This is a genomic window from Sphaerisporangium dianthi, from assembly GCF_042654065.1.
GTDB classification, from domain to species: Bacteria; Actinomycetota; Actinomycetes; order Streptosporangiales; family Streptosporangiaceae; genus Sphaerisporangium; species Sphaerisporangium dianthi.
On the sequence record NZ_JBHSFP010000021.1, the window covers coordinates 102,551 to 125,655 of the forward strand.

The 23,105-nt window shown below is 69.7% G+C and carries 21 protein-coding genes; 9 read left to right on the forward strand and 12 right to left on the reverse strand.

Going from position 1 to position 23,105, the window contains the following annotated elements; genetic code table 11:
- The first annotated feature begins 10 nt into the window (after positions 1–10).
- From ACFO60_RS26280 to ilvA, 4 genes are all read left to right on the forward strand, one after another.
- Positions 11–1,024, forward strand: a complete 1,014-nt coding sequence (locus ACFO60_RS26280; RefSeq protein ID WP_380844614.1) for an ROK family protein — start codon at positions 11–13, stop codon at positions 1,022–1,024.
- A 70-nt stretch (positions 1,025–1,094) separates the two neighbouring features.
- A complete protein-coding gene (locus ACFO60_RS26285; protein ID WP_380844617.1) occupies positions 1,095–1,667 on the forward strand; it encodes an RNA polymerase sigma factor in 573 nt (190 codons plus the stop codon).
- Positions 1,664–2,359, forward strand: a complete 696-nt coding sequence (locus ACFO60_RS26290; protein ID WP_380844620.1) for a hypothetical protein — start codon at positions 1,664–1,666, stop codon at positions 2,357–2,359. Before ACFO60_RS26285 ends, ACFO60_RS26290 begins: the two co-directional genes overlap by 4 nt.
- Before the next feature lie 120 nt (positions 2,360–2,479).
- Positions 2,480–3,694 (forward strand): threonine ammonia-lyase, encoded by a 1,215-nt coding sequence (ilvA, locus tag ACFO60_RS26295; protein WP_380844623.1) that lies wholly within the window; start codon positions 2,480–2,482, stop codon positions 3,692–3,694.
- Between the two features lie 262 nt (positions 3,695–3,956).
- Here the strand turns inward: ilvA and fxsT are convergent, their stop codons facing one another.
- From fxsT to ACFO60_RS26320, 5 genes are all read right to left on the reverse strand, one after another.
- Entirely contained in the window at positions 3,957–7,049 is a 3,093-nt protein-coding gene (fxsT, locus tag ACFO60_RS26300; RefSeq protein WP_380844626.1) for an FxSxx-COOH system tetratricopeptide repeat protein, read from the reverse strand.
- Between the two features lie 43 nt (positions 7,050–7,092).
- Positions 7,093–7,566 carry a toll/interleukin-1 receptor domain-containing protein gene (locus ACFO60_RS26305; RefSeq protein WP_380844629.1) on the reverse strand — a complete coding sequence of 158 codons (474 nt, stop codon included), beginning with the start codon at positions 7,564–7,566 and terminating at the stop codon, positions 7,093–7,095.
- 237 nt (positions 7,567–7,803) lie between these two features.
- Complete coding sequence (locus ACFO60_RS26310; RefSeq protein WP_380844632.1) at positions 7,804–8,052, reverse strand: DUF397 domain-containing protein; 249 nt, start codon at positions 8,050–8,052, stop codon at positions 7,804–7,806.
- A 14-nt stretch (positions 8,053–8,066) separates the two neighbouring features.
- A complete protein-coding gene (locus ACFO60_RS26315; protein WP_380844635.1) occupies positions 8,067–8,279 on the reverse strand; it encodes a DUF397 domain-containing protein in 213 nt (70 codons plus the stop codon).
- 19 nt (positions 8,280–8,298) lie between these two features.
- Positions 8,299–9,147 carry a helix-turn-helix domain-containing protein gene (locus ACFO60_RS26320; RefSeq protein WP_380844638.1) on the reverse strand — a complete coding sequence of 283 codons (849 nt, stop codon included), beginning with the start codon at positions 9,145–9,147 and terminating at the stop codon, positions 8,299–8,301.
- A gap of 733 nt (positions 9,148–9,880) precedes the next feature.
- On the opposite strand from ACFO60_RS26320, the gene ACFO60_RS26325 reads away from it, so the two are divergent.
- The 3 genes from ACFO60_RS26325 (at position 9,881) to ACFO60_RS26335 (ending at position 11,091) form a co-directional block, all read left to right on the forward strand.
- Positions 9,881–10,342, forward strand: a complete 462-nt coding sequence (locus tag ACFO60_RS26325; protein ID WP_380844641.1) for an ATP-binding protein — start codon at positions 9,881–9,883, stop codon at positions 10,340–10,342.
- Positions 10,343–10,471: 129 nt separating this feature from the next.
- Positions 10,472–10,678 (forward strand): hypothetical protein, encoded by a 207-nt coding sequence (locus ACFO60_RS26330; RefSeq protein WP_380844644.1) that lies wholly within the window; start codon positions 10,472–10,474, stop codon positions 10,676–10,678.
- A gap of 2 nt (positions 10,679–10,680) precedes the next feature.
- Complete coding sequence (locus tag ACFO60_RS26335) at positions 10,681–11,091, forward strand: type II toxin-antitoxin system VapC family toxin (protein ID WP_380844776.1); 411 nt, start codon at positions 10,681–10,683, stop codon at positions 11,089–11,091.
- 25 nt (positions 11,092–11,116) lie between these two features.
- Here the strand turns inward: ACFO60_RS26335 and ACFO60_RS26340 are convergent, their stop codons facing one another.
- The 3 genes from ACFO60_RS26340 to hppD form a co-directional block, all read right to left on the reverse strand.
- Positions 11,117–12,553: a M1 family metallopeptidase gene (locus tag ACFO60_RS26340; RefSeq protein ID WP_380844647.1), complete on the reverse strand. Its 1,437-nt coding sequence runs from the start codon at positions 12,551–12,553 to the stop codon at positions 11,117–11,119.
- A 32-nt stretch (positions 12,554–12,585) separates the two neighbouring features.
- Positions 12,586–13,296: an RDD family protein gene (locus tag ACFO60_RS26345; RefSeq protein WP_380844649.1), complete on the reverse strand. Its 711-nt coding sequence runs from the start codon at positions 13,294–13,296 to the stop codon at positions 12,586–12,588.
- Between the two features lie 140 nt (positions 13,297–13,436).
- Positions 13,437–14,537, reverse strand: coding sequence for a 4-hydroxyphenylpyruvate dioxygenase (gene hppD, locus ACFO60_RS26350; RefSeq protein ID WP_380844652.1), 1,101 nt, complete (start codon positions 14,535–14,537; stop codon positions 13,437–13,439).
- Positions 14,538–14,639: 102 nt separating this feature from the next.
- Here hppD and ACFO60_RS26355 point away from each other — a divergent pair, with 102 nt between their 5' ends.
- Both ACFO60_RS26355 and ACFO60_RS26360 read left to right on the forward strand, forming a co-directional pair.
- A complete protein-coding gene (locus ACFO60_RS26355; protein WP_380844655.1) occupies positions 14,640–15,119 on the forward strand; it encodes an Lrp/AsnC family transcriptional regulator in 480 nt (159 codons plus the stop codon).
- Positions 15,120–15,382: 263 nt separating this feature from the next.
- Positions 15,383–17,578 (forward strand): transglycosylase domain-containing protein, encoded by a 2,196-nt coding sequence (locus ACFO60_RS26360; RefSeq protein WP_380844658.1) that lies wholly within the window; start codon positions 15,383–15,385, stop codon positions 17,576–17,578.
- A gap of 199 nt (positions 17,579–17,777) precedes the next feature.
- Here the strand turns inward: ACFO60_RS26360 and ACFO60_RS26365 are convergent, their stop codons facing one another.
- From ACFO60_RS26365 to ACFO60_RS26380, 4 genes are all read right to left on the reverse strand, one after another.
- Positions 17,778–19,748, reverse strand: coding sequence for a thioredoxin domain-containing protein (locus ACFO60_RS26365; RefSeq protein ID WP_380844661.1), 1,971 nt, complete (start codon positions 19,746–19,748; stop codon positions 17,778–17,780).
- A 276-nt stretch (positions 19,749–20,024) separates the two neighbouring features.
- A complete protein-coding gene (locus ACFO60_RS26370; protein ID WP_380844664.1) occupies positions 20,025–20,966 on the reverse strand; it encodes an FAD:protein FMN transferase in 942 nt (313 codons plus the stop codon).
- Positions 20,963–21,574, reverse strand: coding sequence for an FMN-binding protein (locus ACFO60_RS26375; protein ID WP_380844667.1), 612 nt, complete (start codon positions 21,572–21,574; stop codon positions 20,963–20,965). The genes ACFO60_RS26370 and ACFO60_RS26375 overlap by 4 nt, the downstream gene beginning before the upstream one ends.
- A gap of 9 nt (positions 21,575–21,583) precedes the next feature.
- Positions 21,584–22,957 (reverse strand): ferredoxin reductase family protein, encoded by a 1,374-nt coding sequence (locus tag ACFO60_RS26380; RefSeq protein WP_380844670.1) that lies wholly within the window; start codon positions 22,955–22,957, stop codon positions 21,584–21,586.
- Positions 22,958–23,105 lie beyond the last annotated feature (148 nt).

Here is a 23,105-nt window from a genome sequence, read left to right on the forward strand (position 1 = left end):
AGCGTGGCCGATGACGCATGACCTGACGCGGGACGTGGTGCCCGGCCTCGATTCCGTGCTGGCGGTCGACATCGGCGGCACCAAGTTCGCCGTCGGGCTGGTCGACGCCCAGGGGCAGGTCATCGTCGCCGATCGGGTGGCCACCCCGCCCGGGGGCGACGCCTCCACACTGCGGAAGGCTCTGGACGGGTTGATCGACTCCGTCCTCGCGCGGCGGCCGGACGCGAACCTGGTCGGCGTGGGCGTCGGCTGCGGCGGTCCGATGACCTGGCCAGAGGGGGCCGTCTCCCCGCTGAATATCCCCGGCTGGCGAGGGTTTCCACTGCGCGCGCGGCTGGCGGAGCGGTTCCCCGGCATGCCCGTGCGCGTCCACAACGACGCCATCTGCGTCGCGGCCGCCGAACACTGGCAGGGCGCCGGTCAGGGGAGCGACAACATGCTCGGCATGGTCGTCTCGACCGGCGTCGGCGGCGGCCTCATCCTCGGCGGCCGGCTGATCGACGGCGGCACCGGCAACGCCGGGCACATCGGGCACGTCGTGGTCGACCCGGACGGCCCGGCGTGCCGGTGCGGCGGACGAGGATGCCTGGAGGCCATCAGCCGCGGCCCCGGCCTGGCCGCCTGGGCTCTCGAACAGGGGTGGGCGCCCGGCGCCACCGGCGCCCGGCCCGAGGGGCTGTACGTGGAGGCCGCGCAGGCGAATGGGCGGCAGCTCTCGGCGGACGCCGCCGCGGGAGACCCGATCGCGCTCGGCGCCCTCGCCCGCGCCGGCCGGGCCCTCGGCATCGGCATCGCCTCGGCGACCCACCTGTGCGACCTGGACGTCGTGACCATCGGCGGCGGCCTGTCGCAGGCCGGCCCGCTGCTGTTCGAGCCTTTGGAGGAGGCACTGCGGGCGCACGCCCGCCTGGACTTCGCCCGCCGCGTCCGCGTCGTCCCCGCTCACCTCGGCCAGGACGCCGGTCTCATCGGCGCCGCCGCCCTGATCCTCCTTCCGGCCCGTTACTGGACCGGCCCGGCCTGACATGTAACGGTTCGCCGCCCTTCGTCCAAGCACGGGTGTCAGCAAGCGGACGATGAAGGGAGCCCGACCGGTGCGCCACAGACAACCGGGGTTGGCGCGGATCGCGGACGACCCCGAGGCCTTCGAAGCCTTCTACCGGCGCCATTTCGACGAGGTGACGCGCTTCCTCGCCCGCCGGGTCGCAGACCCTCACCTGGTCGCGGACCTGGTGGCGGAGGTGTTCCTCGCCGTACTGGACTCGGCGCACACCTATCGGCCAGGCAAGGGGAGCGAGACGGGCTGGCTGTACGGCGTGGCGCGCAACACCATGCTCGCCGAACGGCGACGCGCCGCGCGGGAACTGCGTGCGGGAGGGCGTCTCGCGGGCCGCCGGCTCCTCCAACCCGACGACGTGGTCCTCCTGGAGGAACGGATCGACGCGGAGGACAGTGCCCGCCGGGCCATGGCAGCCATGGCCGGGTTGCCCGAGAGCGAGCGCGCGCTGCTGGAGCTGGTCGTCGTGGATCAGCTCACCGTGCCGGAAGCCGCCGCGGCCCTTGGCATCCGGCAGGGCACCGCCCGGGTCAGGCTCCACCGGGCCAGGCGCTCGCTCCAGCACGTTCCCGGCATCGTCCTGCCCCTCGTGATGGAAGGAACGAAATGAACGACACCTTCGAGAACAGACTGCTCGCCGAGCTCAAGGCCGAGATGGCCGCGAGTGCCCCGCGCGAGATCACTCCCGCACCGCGTCGGATCACCGGTCGCCGGATCCTGGCCGGGGCCGGGGCTGTCGGGGCCGTGGCCGCGGCGACGATCACGGTGCCCATGCTCATCGCGCCGGCGTCCCCCGCCTACGCGCTCACGAAGAACGCCGACGGTTCGCTCACCTTGACGATCCACGAGTTCAGCGACCCGGAAGCCATCGAGAACGACCTCGCGAGCCGGGGCGTCAAGGCCGACGTCACGTACATGCCGCTGGGTAAGCGCTGTGACCGGTCGAGCCGGCGGTCCTTGGTCGGGGGTCAGGCGGGCACGGCGACGAAGGGAGAGTTCAACGGCAAGGACCCGGCGGCACCGGGCGGCGCAGGCGAGGCGGCCAACAGTTCGCTCGGCTCGCTGCTCGGCAAGGCGTTCCGGGTGAATGACGGGATTACGATCTATCCGAAGTACATCAAGCCGGGCCAGACCGCGGTCATCGAGGTCGCGGAGAATGCCGAGAAGCCCACCGCGGAGCATCCGGGCGTCGCCTGGCGGTTCACCGGCGGTCTGGTGGACGGCCCCGTCCAGCCGTGCCGCCTCGTCGACGACCCGGGGGCCTTCGACATCGGAAACGCCACGCCCCCACCCGGAAGCTGACCGGGCGGCACGCGCCGAGCCGGCGTCCGGGGCCGTCGGCTCGCTCAGGCCCTGGGCGCCCGGCATCCGCCACGGCGGGCCGGTGGGACCTGAAGGGCGCACCAATGGGAGACTTCGGGCATGGCGCGCTCTGAGGTGACCTACGACGATGTGGTCGCCGCCCGTGATCTGCTCCAGGACGTCGTGATCCGGACTCCGCTGCTGCACTCGCGCGTGCTGTCGGAGATGATCGGCGGCCCGGTGTACCTCAAGTGCGAGAACCTCCAGCGGGCCGGCTCGTTCAAGGTCAGAGGCGCCTACGTCCGCATCGCCCGCCTGACCGGCGACGAACGCGCCCGCGGCGTGGTCGCGGCGAGCGCGGGCAACCACGCACAGGGAGTGGCGCTCGCGTCGGGGCTGCTGGGCTGCAAGGCCACGGTGTTCATGCCCGAGGGCGCCCCGCTGCCCAAGGTGGAGGCCACCCGCGCCTACGGGGCCGATGTCATCTTCGCGGGGACGACCGTCGACCAGTCGCTGGCGGCGGCCAAGGAGCACGCCGAAGAGACCGGGGCGGTGTTCATCCACCCCTTCGACCATGCCGACGTCGTGGCGGGCCAGGGCACGGTCGGGCTGGAGATCCTGGAGCAGCTCCCCGACGTCGGCACGATCACGGTCGCGGTCGGCGGAGGCGGGCTGGCCGCGGGCGTGGCGCTCGCGGTCAAGTCCATGCGCCCGGGTGTGCGGGTCGTCGGGGTGCAGGCCGAGCGGGCCGCCGCCTACCCGGCGTCGCTCGCGGCCGGGCACCCGGTCATGGTCGACCCGGCGTCCACGATGGCGGACGGCATCGCCGTCGGCCGGCCCGGCGACATCACCTTCGAGATGATCCACTACCTGGTCGACAGCGTGGTGACGGTTCCGGAGGAGACGCTCTCGCGCGCGCTGCTGCTCTGCCTCGAACGCACCAAGCTCGTCGTCGAACCGGCGGGCGTGGCGGGCGTCGCGGCACTGCTCGACTGGCCGCACGCGTTCGAGCCGCCGGTGGTCGCGGTGCTGTCCGGCGGCAACATCGACCCGCTGCTGCTGTCCAGGGTGCTGCGGCACGGCCTGTCGGCGGCGGGCCGCTACCTCGCCTTCCGGCTGCGGCTCCCCGACCGCCCGGGGGCGCTGGCGACGCTGCTCGCCCGGCTGGCCGACCTCGGCACCAACGTGATCGACGTCGGCCACGAGCGGGTCGACTCCCGCCTCCAACTGGACGAGGCCGAGGTCCTCCTCCACCTGGAGACCAAGGGCCCCCTCCACTGCGACGAAGTTTTGGCAGGCCTCCGCCGCTACGGCTACAAACTCATCTTCGGCTGACACACCGACGGCCCCGCCGCGTTCCGCTCACTGCGCTCGCGAGAAGTTTCGGTCCGCACTCAGCGAGCGGGTTGACGGGCGCTCCATTTGCGGCGCCGAGGTGGCGTAGAGGGTCATAGGGCCAGCCCGGCCGTCGACAGCTCTGGCCGCGACCAACTGAGCACCGACCGGTCCGTGACTGCGGGACGTGCCGGGGTTGACGAGATCACGAGCAGGCGGACGCTTCCAGACGAGACGGCGTGGTGGCCCCCATGCGGGCAGACTATTTCTTGCGTTTTGACGGGCGGCGATTGGCCGGCTTGCTTCCGCCGAAAAGGAATCGCTTTATGCGCTCTCTGATGCTCTTCTGCTCCCCGCTCAGTCGGCTGAGCGGTTCCTTCGACAGCCAGGAGAGGTTCTCAATGACGACTGATCTCTTCCTGTTCGCCTCATGAGGCGCGTCAAGGAGAGACGCCAGTTGCCAAGCAATATGGGACGTGACCGTGTTCTTCTTGCCGTAGGCCCGCTGGCTGGCAGTGAGAGCGTCGGAAAGTAACGAGTGCGCTTTCGCCGTTTCGCCTTGTGCGTGGAGGGTGGTGGCGAGGTTGGCGGTTGCGTTGAGAGTGTGCGGGTGTTCGTCGCCGAGGAGTCGGCGGCGGGCGTCGAGCACCTGTTCTTTGAGGGTGCGGGCGTGGTCGTACTCGCCTTGTGCGTGGAGCGTGGCGGCGAGGCCGGCGGTCGCGGTGAGGGTGAGCGGGTGTTCGTCGCCGAGGAGTCGGCGGCGGGCGTCGAGCACCTGTTCCGCCAGAGTGCGGGCGTGTTCGTGTTCGCCTTGTGCGTGGAGCGTGGCGGCGAGGCCGGCGGTCGCGTTGAGGGTGTCGGGGTGTTCGTCGCCGAGGAGTCGGCGGCAGGCGTCGAGCACCTGTTCCGCCAGAGTGCGGGCGTCGTCGTGTTCGCCCTGTGCGTGGAGCGTGGCGGCGAGGCCGGCGGTCGCGTTGAGGGTGTCGGGGTGTTCGTCGCCGAGGAGTCGGCGGCAGGCGTCGAGCACCTGTTCCGCCAGAGTGCGGGCGTCGTCGTGTTCGCCCTGTGCGTGGAGGATGGCGGCGAGGTTGACGATCGCGTTGAGGGTGTGCGGGTGTTCGTCGCCGAGAAGTCGGTGGCGGGCGTCGAGCACCTGTTCTTGGAGGGTTCGGGCGTGTTCGTATTCGCCTTGTGCGTGGAGGGTGGTGGCGAGGCCGGCGATCGCGTTGAGGGTGTGCGGGTGTTCGTCGCCGAGAAGTCGGCGACGTGCTTTCAGTACCCGCTCCTCCAGGATGCGAGCTCGTCGGTACTGTCCGGCGCTACGGAGGAGGGTTGCCTGGTAGGCCGAGGCAGTAACGGTTTCGAGATCCTCCGCGCCAAGGACCGCGGTGAATGCCTCGACGAGCCGATTCTGCAATTGAGTGGCCTGCGCCCAATGACCTTGGACGTAAAGGGCCTCGACGAAATCTCGGCCGGCGCGCAGGGTGTCGACATTGTTCTCCCCGAGCTTCCGGATTCTGGCCTGGTAGACCTCCTCCTGCGCCTGGCGTGCCCTGTGATGGTCGCCCTGACTCAGCAGGATCAGTCCCTGGGTGTTGCGGCAGCGGAGATACTCGAGGGCGTCAGGGGGAAGCTGCTTGGCCGACGTCAGCGCGTCCCCGACGACTGCGGCCGCCCGGTCCAACCTTCCCCGGGCCAGAAGATATCGCGCGACCCGGTCCAGCAGGTCCATCGTTCCCGTGATGTCGGCGTGGAGCCGCTGGGCGTGCTGTGCGCTTGAGAGAGCGTGGGCGAGCATCGTTTCGCAGGTAGGCCAAGACGCGGGATCACTGACCTCATCGGGAAACGCCGTGCTCATCGTCGAGAGTGCGAACCCTGCCCAGCGGGACTCGTCCGCGGCGAGTTCGGTGCGAGTGACGGCTTGCACCATGCGATGGATCGACATGAGGCCGTCACCGGTCTTGGCCAGGGAGTACTCGCGGAGGGACTGCGTGGCCTTGTTGAGGCGGAACGGGTCCGTCAGCGCCTCGACCAGTTCGGCGGGCATGCCTGGTACTGGAACGAGCTGGGCCGGCGGAATCGCCTCGGCCCCGAGGAAGGCGGCGAGGCGGAACAGGGCCACGGCGGCTGGGGACCGGTCGGCCAGGCGGTCGAAGGACACCCGCCACGTGGACGCGATCGTCGCCTGGTGGCTTCCAGCTCGTCCCTGCGTGAACAGTTCCGGCGACTGCTTGTGGAGTTGGTCGAGGTAGTCGGTGGCGGACATTCCGTCCGCGATGACGCTCGCCGCCTGTGCCAGCGCCAGAGGCAGACATCCCAGGGCTTCGGCCAGGTTCCGTGCCGTGTCAGCGCTGGAGACCCGTCCCCACTGCTGCAGATATTCCACCGCGGCGGGGACGGGAAGAACATCCAGGTGCCGCAGTTCCGCATGAGGCCATTCCGGCCGTCTGGTGGTGATGAGCACATGCCCCGTGTGCCGCTCAGGAAGCAGCGGTAAGAGCTCGTCGGGGTCCTCGGCGTTGTCGAAGATCAAAAGCCAGCTTTTACGGCGGTGCAGTGCCTGGCGAAGCGCCGCTATCGCCTGGTCGTCCTTATCAAACGGCAGACCCAACTCGGTGGCGAGCTCGGCATAGTCTCCCCGCAATGTGGTCGGATCCTCGGCCCGCACCCACCACACCAAGTCGTACGCGACGCCGTGTCGAAAAGCGTATTCGACGGCGACCTGGGTCTTACCCAGCCCGCCCAGACCACTGATCGCCTGGACGGCGGAGGTCGGACGGTTCGCCCGCAGGGCCCGATACAGATCCGCCAACGTGTCGTCGCGTCCGATGAACCGCGGGTCCGGGCGGTGCCCGCGAAGCTGGCACACCTCCTGCTCGGCACCAGGGAATCGAACCCGCCTCGCAGACCTGTTGGGGAAGCCGGCTCGTGCGACCCGCTCAGCGCGTTCGGCCACCCCGGCCAGCAGCCGGCGCTGAGCCTCATCCTCGTCGTGCACGCCGCAGAGGTCGATCGGCACGAGAGCCCCTATCGACGGCGGAATATCGCCATCGCCCCCGTCCACCCGGACGGGAATCAGGGCTCGTTCTTTGCCCTGAAGTCTTTGGTACTGGGCGGCGGTACGAACGGCCACCTCCGCGTCATGCTCGGCAGACAGAACGTGAAGGGTGTGACGGCAGGTGGACAGCGCCTCATCGATCTTGTCGAGACGGTTATCGCCAGGCCGGATGTCCCACGCCTTGAGGATCACCCCATATCCGGCGCTTTCCAGCTCGGACGCGATCCACTCCGCCCACTGCAGGTCGGCGTCCGCATGACTGACGAAGAAGTCTGCGGTGTATTCGGTATCCGACACAGAATCTCCTGGGCTCCGCCGCCTGCCTGCTTCTCTCAGCGAATCAACGGCGCGTAGCGCCTGGGAATCGGGGGTCACGTGGCGCTCGGCTCACCGAGTCGGCAACGCCGGCCAGCAGCCGATCTCGCGCCTCGTTCTCCTCTACGTCTACCAGGTCGATGTAGACCAACGGCCCGAGCAGCGGGGCAACATCACATTCGGCGACCCGCACCGGAATGAACCGCCGCGTCTCACCGAGCAACGTCTGACGATAGGCCGCCGTCCACTCCGCTCGGGTGAAGAGAGAGGCGAGATAGTTGGGCGACAGCACGCCTAGAGTGCGTCGGCAAGTCGCCAAGGCATGGTCCATCGCTGCCATGAAGTTGTCTCCAGGGCGGAAATCCCATGCCTGAATGGTGGTGGTGTATCCGGCGTTCTCAAGTGCTCTAGCGATCCACGTCGCCCAGCCTCCATCCTTCCCGTTGTAGGTGATGAAGAAATCTTTCGACTGGCTCACAACCGGACCGTTCTCCGCCATGGTGCCTTCCGCTGACGCCGGGATGGTCCGCACAACTCTACGCAACCTGTCGGCACGCGACGCACCGATGTCGTTGACGCGAACGAGACATGTCCCCAAAACTCATCCGAATATCGAATTAAGTGAGCACCAAAACCTCTGTCTCGGCCCTACTGCGTGTCGATGGCTGGCAGACCTGGCGCAGGGCAAGATCCGACGGCGACTGACTAGCGCGGGGCTGTGACCCATCCCTGGACGCTATGGGTTGGCGAACCGGCCGATCCTCGTGTCGCTGATGAAAGCTCGCCACTCGCCGGCGCTGAATCGCAGCACCGGTCCGCCAGGGTTCTTGCTGTCCCGGACGGCTGTTCCGCCTTCGAGGAGAAGCGCCACTTCCACGCAGTTGTCGTTCGAGGTGCTTCGAGCACTCTTGCGCCAGGCGAGTGGGGCGCTGTAGTCCGCTATGTCGCCCTTGTTCTTGTTATGGTTGTTCGCGAAGTTAGACATATGCGTCCTACTGATCAGATGAGAACGCTCATGCCCAGGGCCGGTTGAGTGAACCGGTCGCCCTTCATGTCGGTGATGAACGCGTGCCACTCGCCGGCGGTCAAGAGCAGCACTGGTCCATTCGGGTTCTTGCTGTCTCGGATGGCTAGGTCTCCTAAGGGAAGATGTGCCACCTCGACGCAGTTGTCGTCGGTGCCGCTGTAGCTGCTCTTCTGCCAGGTGAGCATGCCTTGATCCACGTTTCGCCTACCTCGTCTTTTGATCCATGAGCGCGGCTATGAGCTGCGTCGACTCCTCTGCGCAGAGCGCCGATGTCGACACATAGGTAAATATGAGGCTATACCGCTGGTACTCCTCAGGTCTCTCCAGCCAGAGACTGTCGGTCGCCGTTGCCATGTAGACCAGGCTCGGATCGCTCGGAAAGTCGAGAATGACGAAGGGGCCTCCAGTCAGTGCCGGGTGTGCTCCGACGGCGTTGGGGATGACCTGGATGGTGATGTTCGGTCGGGATGCCATCTCGATGAGATGGCGAAGCTGGGCGTGCATCACTTCTCGTCCGCCTATCGCCTTCAGTAATGCCGCCTCATCGATGATCGCTAGCAGGGATGGCGGCTCCTCACGGCTGAGGATCTTCTGGCGGGCGATCCTGGCTTCGACATGGCGATTGACGACGGTCTCGTCGAGCACCTGGCCGCCCCGGAAGACCGCTGCGGTGTACGCCGGCGTTTGGAGCAGTCCGGGGATGAGGGCGACCTCATACGTTCGGATCACGGAAGCGCCAGCCTCGAAGGCCGGCAGATTGCTGCGAAAGACATCCTTGTAGTCCGCCCACCAGCCCCGTTGGCGTGACTCACGCGCGAGGGTGAGGAATGCCTCTCGTTGATGCTGATCGTTTACGCCGTAGAGGTCGAGCAGGAGACGGATGTCGTGGACGTTGGGCAGCTTCCACTCGTTGCGTTCGATCCTCGTCAGCTTGCTGGGAGTCCATTCGAGACGTTTGGCGGCTTCGGTGGATGTAAGTCCGCTTGCTTCTCTCAACTGGCGGAGAGCGGCGGACAGTTGACGTCGTTTAACTGTCGGGCTCTGTATCGTCATCGCTTCACTCCTCTGCGCAAATCGCCCTATCTCCTTCAAAAGCCGCACGGCGGAAATTTATAGATGTTCCGATTTGGGTATTGCACAAAAATGGCGGCCGCATCAGTATGACGTGAGAAGAGGAGTCCTGCCAGGCGTTGCCCCGCCTGGCAGGACCTTGATCGCACGTCGGAGGTGCGACCCCAGTGCAAAACCCTAATGGAAAAACGCACGTAATTTATGCGCGTTGGCGGGCTGATCAGCCGTTGAACGGCCTATACCGGCATGGCTCTGAACCCTTGGACGCCGATGGCATGCCTTATCGGTGCATTTCGCCACCATGCGGCTGTACCAGAGAGCCGTACCGGCAAGAGGTGGTTGTGTGACCGGGTACGGGCATCAGGCGCGGTTGAAGGGGCGTCATCGGCAGAGGGCGGGGTCCGAGCACGTCGTTCGGCGGCAGTGGGATCTGGCGGAACGAGCCGCCGCCCGCCAGTTGGACCTGCTGGAGCCCGGATGGACGGTCATGTAAGGCGTGGGCACGCGCCGCTTCTACGCCATCGCCACCTGGCCCGCCCCTGGGCCGTTGATCGTTCAGGCACGGGGCGCGGACGAGCTGCGCCGCCTCATGCGCGAGGCCGAACGGACCACGTGGCCGGGCGGCGAAGCCGGCGTTTCCTCGCCCGCGGCCGGCCGGTCCGGCCGGACATCTCACTCACCCCTGCGTACCTCACGATCACGGCAAGGAGCCTTGATGCCAGAGACACCGGACGGTCTTCGTACCGTCTGCTGGGACCTGCCGCACGACCTGTCGATGGTCGGCAAGGCCCGCCGTATCGTCGTTGACACCCTGAACGCCTGGGACCTTCGCGATCTCGTGGATGACGTGGTTCTGGCCGTCGATGAGTTGCTGGCGAACGCGGTCACCCACGGGGAACCCCCGATCCGGCTCTCCTTGTGGGCCGTGCCGGGAGAGTTCTGCGTCCGCGTGACCGATCACGGCCCCGGCCGGCCGCGCCACCTCGACCTTGGCCTCGATGCTCTCCACGGACGGGGTCTCGCCATCGTGGCCGCCCTCGCGCACGATCACGGGATCACTCCGCTCGCCGATCGTCACGGCAAGACCGTCTGGGCCCGCTGGAGACACGAAATCCAGAACGCCGGGGACACCTCCGGTGACTCGTCACCCGGTCACAAGGACCCCCGGCGCCGCTGAAGGGACTCAGGTGATCGGGCGGTTTCTTCAGGTCACGAAGGTCGATGGAGGGTGGGGTGAAGGCCTGCTCCACGCCTTGAGACCGGCTGAAGACTGCGGAAAGGGAGCCGCTCCGCCTACACTTGGCATATGAGCGTCATGCGCGAGGAGCTCCACGATCTTGTGGACCGGTTGCCCGAGGAGAAGGTGGCTCCTCTGCTTCGTCTCGTTCGTGGGCAGCTCGAAAAGCGGTCGATCGTCCGGGACCTGCCGTTCGTCGGGTTGCTGGAGGCAGAGCCTGACTTCGCGGAACGCTCGGAAGAAATCCTCTCCGTGGAGGACAATCACTCTTTGTGATTGTGATCGACTCTGGGCCCCTCGTTGCCGCGTTGAACAGCCGAGACAACCACCACGAAGCCTGTACTCGTCTCTTGCGCACTCATCCCGGGCCCTTGCTCGTTCCCGCCACTGTGGTGACCGAGGTGTGCCAACTCGTCGAGAAGCGGCAGGGAAGCAAGGCGGAGGCGGCGTTCTTGCAGTCTTTTGAGACTGGCTTGACTCTGGTCGATCTGACTGATCGAGATCTCATGCGGATGAGCGCCTTGGTGGAGGCGTACGCGAGTCTCCCTCTCGGTGCGGTGGACGCGTCCGTGATCGCCATCGCCGAACGGCTGGGTGTCTACGAGGCGGCGACCCTCGATCGCCGCCACTTCACGGTCGTCCGCCCCCGGCACACCGGCAGCCTCACACTGCTGCCCGAACGACTCTAGGGGGCCCGTCCCACGAGTCGGCGGGTCACTGGAGGGTGGGGCGGGTGGGTTTGTAGAGCCAGGCGTCGAAGAGGGGGGTGAGGGTTCTGCCGCTGAGCTTCTCGGCGAGCTTGATGAACTCGTCGGTGGTGACGCCGCCGTACCTGTGCTGGTCGGTCCAGGTGCGCAGCAGCAGGAAGAAGGTGTCGTCGCCGATCTTACGGCGCAGTGCCTGCAGGGTCATGGCGCCGCGCACGTACACCGAGTTGTTGAACAGGTCGTCGCGCTGGGCCGCGCCCGGGGGATATTTCCACATCGGGGCGTCCTTGGCCGAGTAGTAGTCCTCGAAGGTCTTCTGAGGGCTCGTCCCGCCGGTGTGCTCGGCCCACAGCCACTCGGCGTAGGTCGCGAAGCCCTCGTTGAGCCACAAATCCTTCCAGCGGGTGATGCTCAGGCTGTCGCCGAACCACTGGTGGGCCAGTTCGTGGGCGATGATGCTCTGATCGGGCTGGAAGCCGCCGTACATGGGCTTGGTCTGGTTCTCCAGCGCGTAGCCGGCGGAGAAGTCGTCGATGACCCCGCCCGTCGAGGAGAACGGGTAAGGCCCGAAGACCGTGGACCAGTAGTCGGTGACCTTGGCCGACGTGGAGTACAGCATGCCGAGGCCGTCGCGGAACGCCGGGTCGGTGGCGGCGTACACCGGGATGCCGCCGGCGGACTGGCCGGTCTTGACCGTGAACTTCCCGAGCGTGATCGTCGCCAGGTAGGTCGCCATGGGGTGCGCCTCGCGCCAGGAGAACGTCGAGCGGCCGCCGGAGGTGACCGGCGCGCCGCGCATCTCGCCGTTGGCGACGACCGTGACGCCGCTCGGGACCGTGACGTCGAAGTCGAACGTCGCCTTGTCGGCGGGATGGTCGTTGCTGGGGAACCAGGTGCGGGCGCCGTTGGGCTCGCTGGTGACGAACGCGCCGTCCTTGGTGGGGATGAAGCCGTAGGTGCCGAGGTTGGAGGAGTTGCGGACGGGGTCGGGCCGGCCGCCGTAGTCGACGGTGACCTTGAACACCGCGCCCTTGGCGAGCGCCCCGGCCGGGTGGATGACCAGCTCGTCGCCCTGTCGGCTGAACTTGGCGGGCCTGTCGTCCACGCTGACCTTGCGGACGGTGAACCCGTGCAGGTCGAGGTCGAAGCGGGACAGGGGCTGCGCGGCGCGGGCCCTGACGTCGGCGGTGCCCGAGAGGTTCTTCGACGTCGGGTCGTAGGACAGCTTCAGCCCGTAGTGCTCGACGTCGTAGCCGCCGTTGCCGTCGGTGGGGAAGTCGGGATCGCCGATGCCGGCCGCGCCGATCGTGCTGCTCTGCGCCTCGGGGGCGCCGGGCGCCGCGCTGGGTGCCGTCGCTCCGTTCGAGGCCGAGCAGGCGTTGAGGGCGAGGACCGTGACCGACAGCAGGGCGGTCGTCGTCCGCCGTGCACCCTTGAACCGCATGTCAGGCAGCCTACGTGAAGAACCGCAGGTCATCAGGCGTCCACCACAATGGTGGAGGCGGCTTTGTCGTGGAGGGCCTGCTTTTTTCCGTCGAACAGGATCCACAGCAGGTCGGCCACGCCGAGGCAGCACACCACGCCGAAGACGCCGTAGACGATCTCGCGGACCGCAGCCTGCCCGGCCGTGACGGCTTCTTGGGTGGGGAACTGCACGACCCGCAGGCGAAACAGCCTCTTACCCAGGGTCTGGCCGTTCCAGAAGGCCGTGAGCAGCCAGAAGTACAGGAACCAGATGACCGCGACGCCCACGCCGTTGACGGTGCGGACGGCCTCGATGGAGCCGTCGGCGGCCCGCTCGGTGACGGTGGCCGAGAACGGCGAGGTGAGCACGCCGACGATCAGGATGTCCACCAGGCCGGCGAACAGCCTGCGCCACCGCCCGCCGAGCGGCGCGCCCCAGGGCCCGTACGGCGGCCCGCCCTGGTCGTACCCTTCCCAGGGCCGCGCGCCGTACGGCTGTCCGCCGCCCGGCCCGTACAAGGGGCCATCCTGCGGACCGTACGGCTGTCCGCCTCCCGGTCCGTACGAGGGGTCGCCCTGCGGACCGTACGGCTGCCCGGCGTGCGGCCGGTACGGCGGCCCCTCGTGCGGTCGGTGGGGCGGCTCGTACGGCGGTCCCTCGTGCGGCTCGTGCGGCTCGTCCGGGGGACCGCCGTACGGCGGCTCGCCTCCTGGTGATCTCATGCGTGACTGATCGCCAGGAAGCGGTGACGCCAAACCGGGCCGGGGGCGGGCCCGGTCGGGCGCCGGTCACGGTCGTGCGGGGGCCACGGCCGTGACGGAGGCACGGCCACGTGGGGGGTTGCGTGGCCGTGCGAGGAGGGTCAGAGGTTGCCGCGCCGGGCCTGCTCGCGCTCGATGGCCTCGAAGAGCGCCTTGAAGTTGCCCTTGCCGAAGCCGAGGGAGCCGTGCCGCTCGATGAACTCGAAGAACACCGTGGGACGGTCCTGCACCGGCTTGGTGAAGATCTGCAGCAGGTAGCCGTCCTCGTCGCGGTCCACCAGGATGCGGTGCTTCTTGAGCTCCTCGATCGGCGCGCGGACCTCGCCGATGCGCGCGCGCAGCGCCGGGTCGTCGTAGTAGGAGTCGGGGGTGTCGAGGAACTCCACCCCGGCGGCGCGCATCCGCTCGACGGTGCGCACGATGTCGTTGGTGGCCAGCGCGATGTGCTGGACGCCCGGCCCGCCGTAGAACTCGAGGTACTCGTCGATCTGCGACTTCCTGCGGCTGACCGCCGGCTCGTTCAGCGGGAACTTGACCTTGCGGGTGCCGTTCGCGACGACCTTGGACATCAGCGCCGAGTACTCGGTGGCGATGTCGTCGCCGATGAACTCGGCCATGTTGGTGAAGCCCATGACGCGCTTGTAGAACTCCACCCACTCGTCCATCTTGCCGAGCTCGACGTTGCCGACGCAGTGGTCGACGGCCTGGAAGTACCTCTTGTCCGGCGGCTCGACCAGGGGCGCGGCGGGCGCGTAGCCCGGCAGGTACGTGCCGCTGTAGTTGGCGCGGTCGACCAGGGTGTGCCGGGTCTCGCCGTAGGTCGCGATGGCGGCCATGACGACCTTGCCGTGCTCGTCCTCGATGACGTGCGGTTCGGCCAGGCCCCGGGCGCCCGCGGCGACCGCGTGCGCGTAGGCGGCCTCCACGTCCGGCACGTCCAGCGCCAGGTCGATCACGCCGTCGCCGTGCTCGGCCACGTGGCGGGCGATCTCGGTGCCGGGGCGCACCGAGCCGCGCAGCTCGAAGCGCGCGCTGCCGGAGGTGAGCACGTACGCCACCTCGTCACGGCTCCCCGTCTCGGGTCCCTTGTAGGCGACCAGGCGCATCCCGAAGGCCGAGGAGTAGTAGTGGGCCGCCTGCTTGGCGTTGCCCACGGCGAACACCACCGCGTCCATGCCGTGTACGGGAAATACATCGCTCATGGGGCCACTTTCGGATGGAATGGCCTGAATGTGCAAGTGTTACCAGATTCGATGGGCAGATTGCCTAGCGGAGGCGGGCGGACACCGGTGATGCTGTACAGCATGACGATCGACGACCTGGACGCGCGGCTGATCGCGCTGCTCGCCCGCGAGCCGCGCGTGGGCATCCTGGAGGCGTCCCGACGGCTCGGCGTGGCGCGCGGCACGGTGCAGGCCAGGCTCGACCGGCTGACGGCGAACGGCGTGATCACCGGCTTCGGGCCGGACATCGACCCCGCCGCGCTGGGCTACCAGGTGACCGCGTTCGTCACCCTGCAGATCCGGCAGGTCAGCGGCCATGAGCCGGTGGGCGTGCTGCTCGCTTCCATTCCAGAAGTGCTGGAGGTGCACACGATCACCGGCGGTGGTGACATGCTGTGCCGTGTGGTCGCACTGAGTAACGCCGACCTGCAGCGGGTCATCGACCTGATCGTGGACGTCGAGGGGGTGGTGCGCACGTCGTCGGTGATCGCGCTCGACACGCCGGTCGCCTACAGGGTGCTGCCCTTGGTCGCGGACGTTCCCCGTCACCGCGGCCGCTAGGGTGCGCCGCACCGCCCGCACCGCCGGCAAGCCCGCACCGCCCGCATCGACGGCGCCGCCGGCGCCGCGGAGCCGGTGGGCCTCCGGTTCGCCGGGTCGGCCGGGGTCCGGTTCGCCGTGAGGCGGGTCGGACGGCCGCGGAGGGGTGCGGCACGTCGTCCCGCCACCCGGGCTCGACGGGCGACGCACCGTTACGTATCGTTTGCCGTAGACGATCCGCCCAGCTCGCGGGGGTAGCTGAGCCGTAGATCGGGGGTTGCGCCGTGCGGGACGCAGACAGCAAGCGCCGGTTCGGACGGCGCCTCCTCCGCCGTTTCGTGATCGTCGGCGGCATCGTCGTGCTCGGCCTGGCCGCCGTCTTCGCCGTAGTGTGGGTGCTCACTCCCATCCCCGACACCACGCAGAAGCTCGCCACCGCCCAGGGCTCGCTGATCTACTACCGCGACGGCAAGACCGTGCTCGCCCGGCAGGGCGTCAACCGCAAGAACGTCCCGATCGACAAGGTGCCCCAGGTCGTGCGCGACGCGGTCATCTCCGTTGAGAACCGCACCTTCTACCAGGACCAGGGCGTGTCGATCGGGGGCACGGCCCGCGCCATGTGGTCGACCGTCACCGGCAACCAGATCCAGGGCGGCTCGACGATCACCCAGCAGCTCGTCCGCAACTACTACAGCGGGCTCAGCCAAGAGCGGTCGGCCACGCGCAAGCTCAAAGAGATCATGATCTCGCTGAAGGTCGACCAGTCCAGGTCCAAGTCCTGGGTGCTGGAGCAGTACCTCAACACCATCTACTTCGGCCGGGGGGCGTACGGCATCCAGGCCGCCGCGCAGGCGTACTTCGGCAAGGACGTGAACAAGCTGACCACCGCCCAGGGCGCCTACCTGGCGGCGGTGATCCAGCAGCCGTCCCGGTTCGCCGCCCCGCGGGGCACCGACCTGGACGCCGCCAGGGCCCGCTGGCAGGACGTCGTCAGGGCCATGGTCGAGACGCGCGCGCTCGGCCCCGCCGAGGCCGCGACGCTGACCTTCCCCACGCTCGCCAAGCTCAAGAACCCGCTCTCGCTCACCGGGCAGAAGGGGTACGTCCTCGCCCAGGTGCGGGCCGAGCTGAACCGGCGCGGATACACCGACGAGGACATCCAGCAGGGCGGCCTCAAGATCACCACGACGCTCGACAAGAAGCTCATGGCCGCGGCCGAGCGCGCCGTCGAAGAGACCCTGCCCGAGGACACCTCGCACAAGGTGCGCACCGGGCTCGCGGCCGTCGCGCCGGACACCGGCGAGGTCGTCGCCTTCTACGGCGGCAGAGATTACGCCGCGAACCAGTACGACAACGCCTTCTCGGCGAAGGTCCAGGCAGGGTCGACCTTCAAGCCGTACACGCTGGCCGCCGCCCTGCAGAACGGCCTCGACCTCAACACCAGGGTCGAGGGCAACTCGCCGATCAGGGTCGCCTCGGCCAAGCAGCCCATCCCCAACTCGGGCGGCACGTCCTACGGCGCCGCCATCGACCTGGTGGAGGCCACGCGCAACTCGGTGAACACCGCGTTCGTCGACCTCGGGCAGAAGGTCGGGCTGGCGAAGGTCGCCAAGGCCGCCGAGGCGGCGGGCATCCCCGCCGACCAGATCGTCAAGCAGAAGGACTACCCGACCTTCCCGCTCGGCACGGCGTCGGTGAGCGCCGTCCAGCAGGCGTCCGGGTTCGCCACTTTCGCCGCCGACGGCGTCCACAGGGAGGCGCACGTCATCCGCTCGGTGACCAGCGCCAAGGGCGTCACCAGGAAGGTCACGGTCCCCGGCGTCCGGGCCTTCAGCGAGAGCACCGCCGCCGACGCGACGTTCGCGATGGAACAGGTCGTCCAGAGCGGCACGGGAACGGCGGCCCGCCTGTACGACCGCCCGGCGGCGGGCAAGACCGGCACCAGCGACTCCTCCGGCGCCGTGTGGTTCGTGGGGTACACCCCGCAGCTGTCCACCGCCGTGAACATGTTCCGCGACGACAACAAGACCGTGAGCGTCCCCGGGTACGGCGCGTTGTTCGGCGGGTCGCTGCCGGCGCAGGTGTGGCGGGCGTTCATGGCGGAGGCGATGGCGGGCAAGCCGGTGAAGGACTTCCCCGGCTCGGCGACCTACGACCCCTACCACGGCGGGTGGGGCGGCGACGGCCGCGACGCCCGCGACGGATGGGGCGGCTGGGGCGACACCGGCTGGGAGGGCGGCCCCGACGGCGGCGCCCCGCCCGACGAGCAGCCCACCGCAGGGCCGAACGGGCAGCCGGACGGCACCCCACCCGGCCGGGACCCGGACGGCCCGAACGGGGGCGGCCCCGAGGGCGGCGGCCCCGACGGCGGCCCGAACGCGGGTGACCCCAACGGCGGCGGCCCCGATGGGGACCCGAACAACGCGGACCCGCCGGCTCCCGACGATCTCCCGGTGGAGGCCCCGCCCCCACCGGGCTGACCCCGGAACGGCCCCAGTACGGAGCCCCAGTACGGAGCTCCAGTACGGAGCTCCGGTGCGGAGCCCCGGTACGGAGCCTCAGTACGGAGCTCCGGTGCGGAGCCTCGGCATGGTCTCCGGCGAAGGCGGCCTGCCGGTGGAGACCTCCGGCGTCCGCCCTCGCCTCCGCTGACCACGGGTCGCGGCGGGCGTGTGGGTCTCAGGAGGCGGGGGCCGCGCGGAGTTCTTTGGCGAGGTCGGCGGGGGTGGTGACCGGGGCCCGGCAGGTGAAGTGGCGGCACACGTAGGCGGCGGGCCGGCCGCCGACCAGGCCGCGGCCCTCCATCAGCGGCACCCCGCCGTCCCCGAGCGCGATCACCGTGCCGGGAGTCCCGGCCATGAGCGCGGTGCGGTGCAGGGCGATGGTGCGCGGGTCGTCGAGCGCGCCGGTGATCGCGACCTCGACCGGCCCCGCCAGGGCGGCCTCGGCCACGGCCAGGCCCCACCCGGCGAACCGCGCGTGCCGGTCGGCGAGCGTCGTCACGGTGCCCAGGGCGGCCTCGGCGGCCTCCCTGTGGCGCGAGGACCCGGTCAGCGCCCCGTACGACAGCAGGGCCCCGGCCGCGGCGAACTGCCCGGACGGCGTGGCCCCGTCGGTCGGATCCTGGGGCCGCTGGAACAGCCGCTCGCCGTCGTCGGCCGTGTCGTAGAAGCCGCCGCGCCCGTCGGGGAACCGGTCGAGCACCGTGTCCAGCAGGTCGCCGGCCCGGTCGAACCACCGGCTCTCCCCGGTGACCCCGTACAGGGCCAGCAGCCCCTCGGCGACGTCGGCGTAGTCCTCCAGCACCCCCGCGTTGGCGCCGACCCGGCCGTCCCGCGAGGTGCGGGCCAGGCGGGAGCCGTCCAGGTGCACCCGGACGAGCAGTTCGGCGGCGGAGCGCGCGGCGCCCACCAGGTCGCGCCGATCGAACAGCGCCCCCACCTCGGCCATGGCGGCGATGGCGAGCCCGTTCCACGCGGCCACCACCTTGTCGTCCCGGCCGGGGCGCACCCGGGCCGAGCGGGCCTTGAGCAGGTCTCTGCGCACGTCGGTGAGCACCGCCTGGTCGACCGGGTCGGACAGGAGCTGGAGCACCGAGGTCCCGTGCTCGAAGGTCCCTTCCTCGGTCACCGAGAACACCGAGGCCGCCCAGGCGCCGTGCTCGTCGCCGAGCGCCTCGCGCAGGCCCGCGGGCGTCCAGACGTAGAACCTGCCCTCCTCGCCCTCGCTGTCGGCGTCCAGCGCCGAGGCGAAGCCGCCCTCCTGGGTGCTCATCTCGCGCAGCAGCCACTCGGCCGTCTCGATGGCGACGCGCTTGGCCAGAGGGGAGCCGGAGGCGCGCCACCAGTGGGCGTAGACCCGCATCAGCAGGGCGTTGTCGTAGAGCATCTTCTCGAAGTGGGGGACGACCCAGCCGGCGTCCACGCTGTAGCGGGCGAACCCCCCGCCGATCTGGTCGTACATGCCGCCGCGCGCCATCGCGTCCAGCGTCTTCTCGGCCATCGAGAGCGCCCGCGGGGTGCCGTGCCTGAGCAGGAACGAAAGCACCATGGACGGCGGGAACTTCGGCGCCCCCCCGAACCCGCCGCGGGCGGGGTCGAAGGTGCGGGAAAGGTCTTCGACGGCCCGTTCGAGCACCTCGGGCGTCGGCGACGCGCCGCGCGGCAGGTCGGACCCCTGGCTCAGCGCCTCCACCACCTTGGTCCCCTGCGCGAGCACCTCGTCCCGCTGCCGGGTCCACGCCTGCGCCACTCCGGTCAGCAACTGCTGGAACCGCTGCCGCGGGAAGTAGGTGCCGGTGTAGAAGGGGTGGCCCTCGGGGGTGGCGAACACGGTCATCGGCCAGCCGCCCTGCCCGGTCATGGCGGTGGTGGCGTTCATGTAGACGGCGTCCACGTCGGGGCGTTCCTCGCGGTCGACCTTGACGTTGACGAACAGCTCGTTCATCATCCGCGCCGTCCCGGGGTCCTCGAAGGACTCGTGGGCCATGACGTGGCACCAGTGGCAGGCGGAGTAGCCGACCGAGATCAGCAGCGGCACGTCGCGCCTGCGCGCCTCGGCGAAGGCGTCATCGCCCCATTGGTACCAGTGGACTGGATTGTCCGCATGCTGCAACAGGTACGGACTCGTGGCGTCCTTCAGCCGGTTCATCAGACCTCTCCCGCGTCGGCGGAGCATGCGTCCTGTGCGGGGCCGGCCGGGCAGCGTGCCTCGCCGTTTCTCCCGCGCGACCCGTCACACAGTAGAGGGGCGCGTGTCGGCCGCCACGGGCGGTGTGCCCGCCGCGCGGTCCGTCCCTGCTCTCCTGACATCAGTGCCCCGGCCGGGCACGCATTCACCTCACCGGGCGGACGAACAGAATGTGCTCACCCCGAAGGCAGGGCCGGCCGGAGGCGGGAGCCTCGGGCGAAGGACGGCGGGAGGCGCTCAGGCGCCGTTCATCGCGGGCAGGGCCGCGCCGGGGAAGCCGGATGTGCGCCAGGTGTCGCCCGAGGCCGTCACCGCGAACGCCTCCACCCCGTCCAGTCCTTCCACCCATTTCCTGGCCGCGCGGCCCATGGCGAACGCGGCCGTGGCGTACGCGTCGATCATGGTCAGGTTCTCGCCGGTGAGGGTGATCGAGGCCAGTTCCGCCGCGGGCCGGCCGGTGTGCGGGTCGATGATGTGCGGCCCGCGCTCCGCCGTTCCCGAGGTCGCCACGGCGAACCTGGCGGCCGGGCCGGCCACGGCGAGCCCCGGGCGTCCCCCCGCCGTGACGGGCCGGACGGACGGAGGTCCCACCACCGTGGCGAGCCGGCCCGGGCGCAGGGGGTCGGCGACGCCCACCCGCCACGGGCGCCCGGGCGCCGCGGCCCCGGCGAGCTGGACGTCGCCGCCGCCGTTGACGCAGTGGTTCACGGCTCCGGCCCGCGTGAGCATGCGCGAGACCCGCTCGATGGCCCAGCCTTTGACCATGGCCGAGGGGTCCAGGCGCCCGCCGGGGCAGGCCGTGAAGTATCCGCGAGAGGCTTCCGCGGCCTCGGCGCACAGGCCGAGGATCTCCGTGACCTCCGGCGGGCAGTCAGCGAGTCCGATCTCGCCGCGGCCCAGCCTGCTGACCGGGCTGCCCGGCTTGTACGTCGAGAAGGTCTCGTCCACCCAGTGGAGCCACGCCACGGCCTCCGCGACGGCCCGCCGGACGCTCTCCTCCGCGACGGTCTCCTCCGCGACGGCCCGCTCGGCGTGCCCGTGGGCCTGCTCGGCGCGGCCGGCGTCGCTTCGCGTGTGCGCCCGGGCCGGCGCCTGGTCCGGTGTCCGGGCCGCGGCGAGGGGGGCGCGTACGTCCAGGGAGAAGACCGTGCCCATGGCGTGCTCGACGTGGCGCGTCACAGGCCCGCCTTGTCCAGGGCGCTCTGCAGCGACCGGATGTACCCGTCGCTGGTGTAGGTGGCGCCGGACACGGTGTCGATCTGGGCGGACTGCGCGGTGAGCGCCTCCTGCGTGAGGATGGGGAGCGCCCGCTCGTTGATGACGATGTCCCGCCGGTTGCCGTCGGGCGACTGGAGCACCTTGATCGCCGTCACCTTGCGACCCGAGAGCGTGACCTGCACCTGCACGGGGCCCCAGCGGGTGTCGGCGGCGTCCCCGGTGACCGCCTTGCCGCCGCCGGCGCCCGCGTTGGCGTCCTGACCGGCGCCGGGCCGCGCGGTGGGCTCAGGCGGCGCCTGCGTCGCGAGGCCGAGGCCGCCATCGTCGTCATCGTCCTGTTCGCCGTCGCCCTCGTCGTCCCCGCGGGTCGTGACGCCGCCGGGATCGCTCGCCTGATCGTCGCCCGCGCTGCCGCCGCCGTCTTGGACGCCGTCTCCCCGGGGGGCGCCGCCGCTCTGGGACAGCGCGGCCGGGCGGTCGGCCACGGCGGTCATCGCGTGCGGCTTGAAGGACAGCAGCAGCACCAGGCCCACTGCGGTGACGAGCACGGCCAATATCGCTCTGCGCATGGAGATCCTCTAGAACTCGAAAGATTCGTGGTGGATGCGCCGTTTGTGCACCCCGGCGGCGCGGAGGGCCGCGATCACGTCCCCGGTCATGCCGGTGGGTCCGCACACGTAGACGTCGTGGTGGGGGAGGTGGGGGACGAGCGCGGTGAGGGTCTCGGGGGTGAACGGCTCGCCGATCTGGTCGCGGGGGCCGACGGAGTAGTGCAGAGCCGCGCCCCGCTGGACGGCGATCGCCTCCAGCTCCGCTCGGAACGCCAGGTCATCGGCGTGCCTTGCCCGATACAGCAGGGTGAGGTCGCCGGGCTCGGCCGGGATCGACTCGAACAGGGCGCGCAGCGGCGTGATGCCCACTCCTCCCGCGATGAGCAGCACCTTGCGGCCCTTGCGGCGGGCGGGGGTGAACGCGCCGTACGGCCCTTCGGCGAGCACGCGGGTGCCGGGGCGCAGGCGGGCGATCTCACGGCTGTGGTCGCCCAGGTCCTTGACGGTGATCCGCAACCGGTCGTGCCGGGGCGCCGACGACAGCGAGTACGGGTTGGGCGACCACCACAGGTTCCTGGTCAGGAACCGCCACCGGAAGAACTGGCCGGGCTCGGCCCGCAGCAGGTCCAGCCGGCGTCCGGTGATGTGCACCGAGAAGATGCCCGGCCCTTCCTCGACGACGTCGCCGACCCTCAGCCGGTGCCGGAACGACTGCCGCAGCGGCGTGAGGAACCGGTACCAGACCAGCAGGACGGCGACTCCGACGTAGAGCGCGTACCAGGCCGCCTGGGCGAGCCGGGACGACATGAACTCCTCGCCGGTCGCGAGCTGGTGCCCGAAGGCGAGGTAGGCGGCCAGGTAGGTGTAGAAGTGCAGGTGGAACCAGGTCTCGTACCGCATCCGCGGCCGGACGGCGCGCGCCGAGACGATCCCGACGCCGATGAGCAGCAGCAGGGCCACGGTGGCCTTGAGCACGTCGGGATAGCTCAGGTTCAGCGTCACCGTCTCGCTGACCACACCGGTGCCGTCCGTCACCGCGTATCCCCAGATGATCAGCAGCATGTGGGCGGCGCACAGCCAGACGACGTACCGGCCGCCCATGGAGTGCCAGCGGGCCAGCCGGTCGGAACCCACCCCGCGCTCCAGCGCCGGGACGCGGGCCATGAGCGCGAGCAGCACCGCGATCGCGTACCCGGCCAGCAGCCCGGTGATCCGGCCGGCGCCGGTGAGCGTGTCGGCCGGCCCGGTGACGCCCGGGGTGTTCCCCCACCACAGTGCGAGCACGGCGACCGCGCCCGCGGCGATGACCGCCAGGACGGCCGCCGGGTGCGCGCGGGCGCCGCTGGGCGGAACGCCCTGGTACCTGCCCGTCGTGGTCCGCTCGGCGAAGGTGGCGCCCACGGAGTCTCCTTTCGTCCGATCCGTGACACACCGTGCCAGCCGAACTTCTCAATTCCCTCTGAACCCGAGCACACCAGGACGATTCATAGGATTCTCAGAGGTGGTTGAGAGGGACGGCGACGGTGACCGGGAGGACGCTGGTACCACT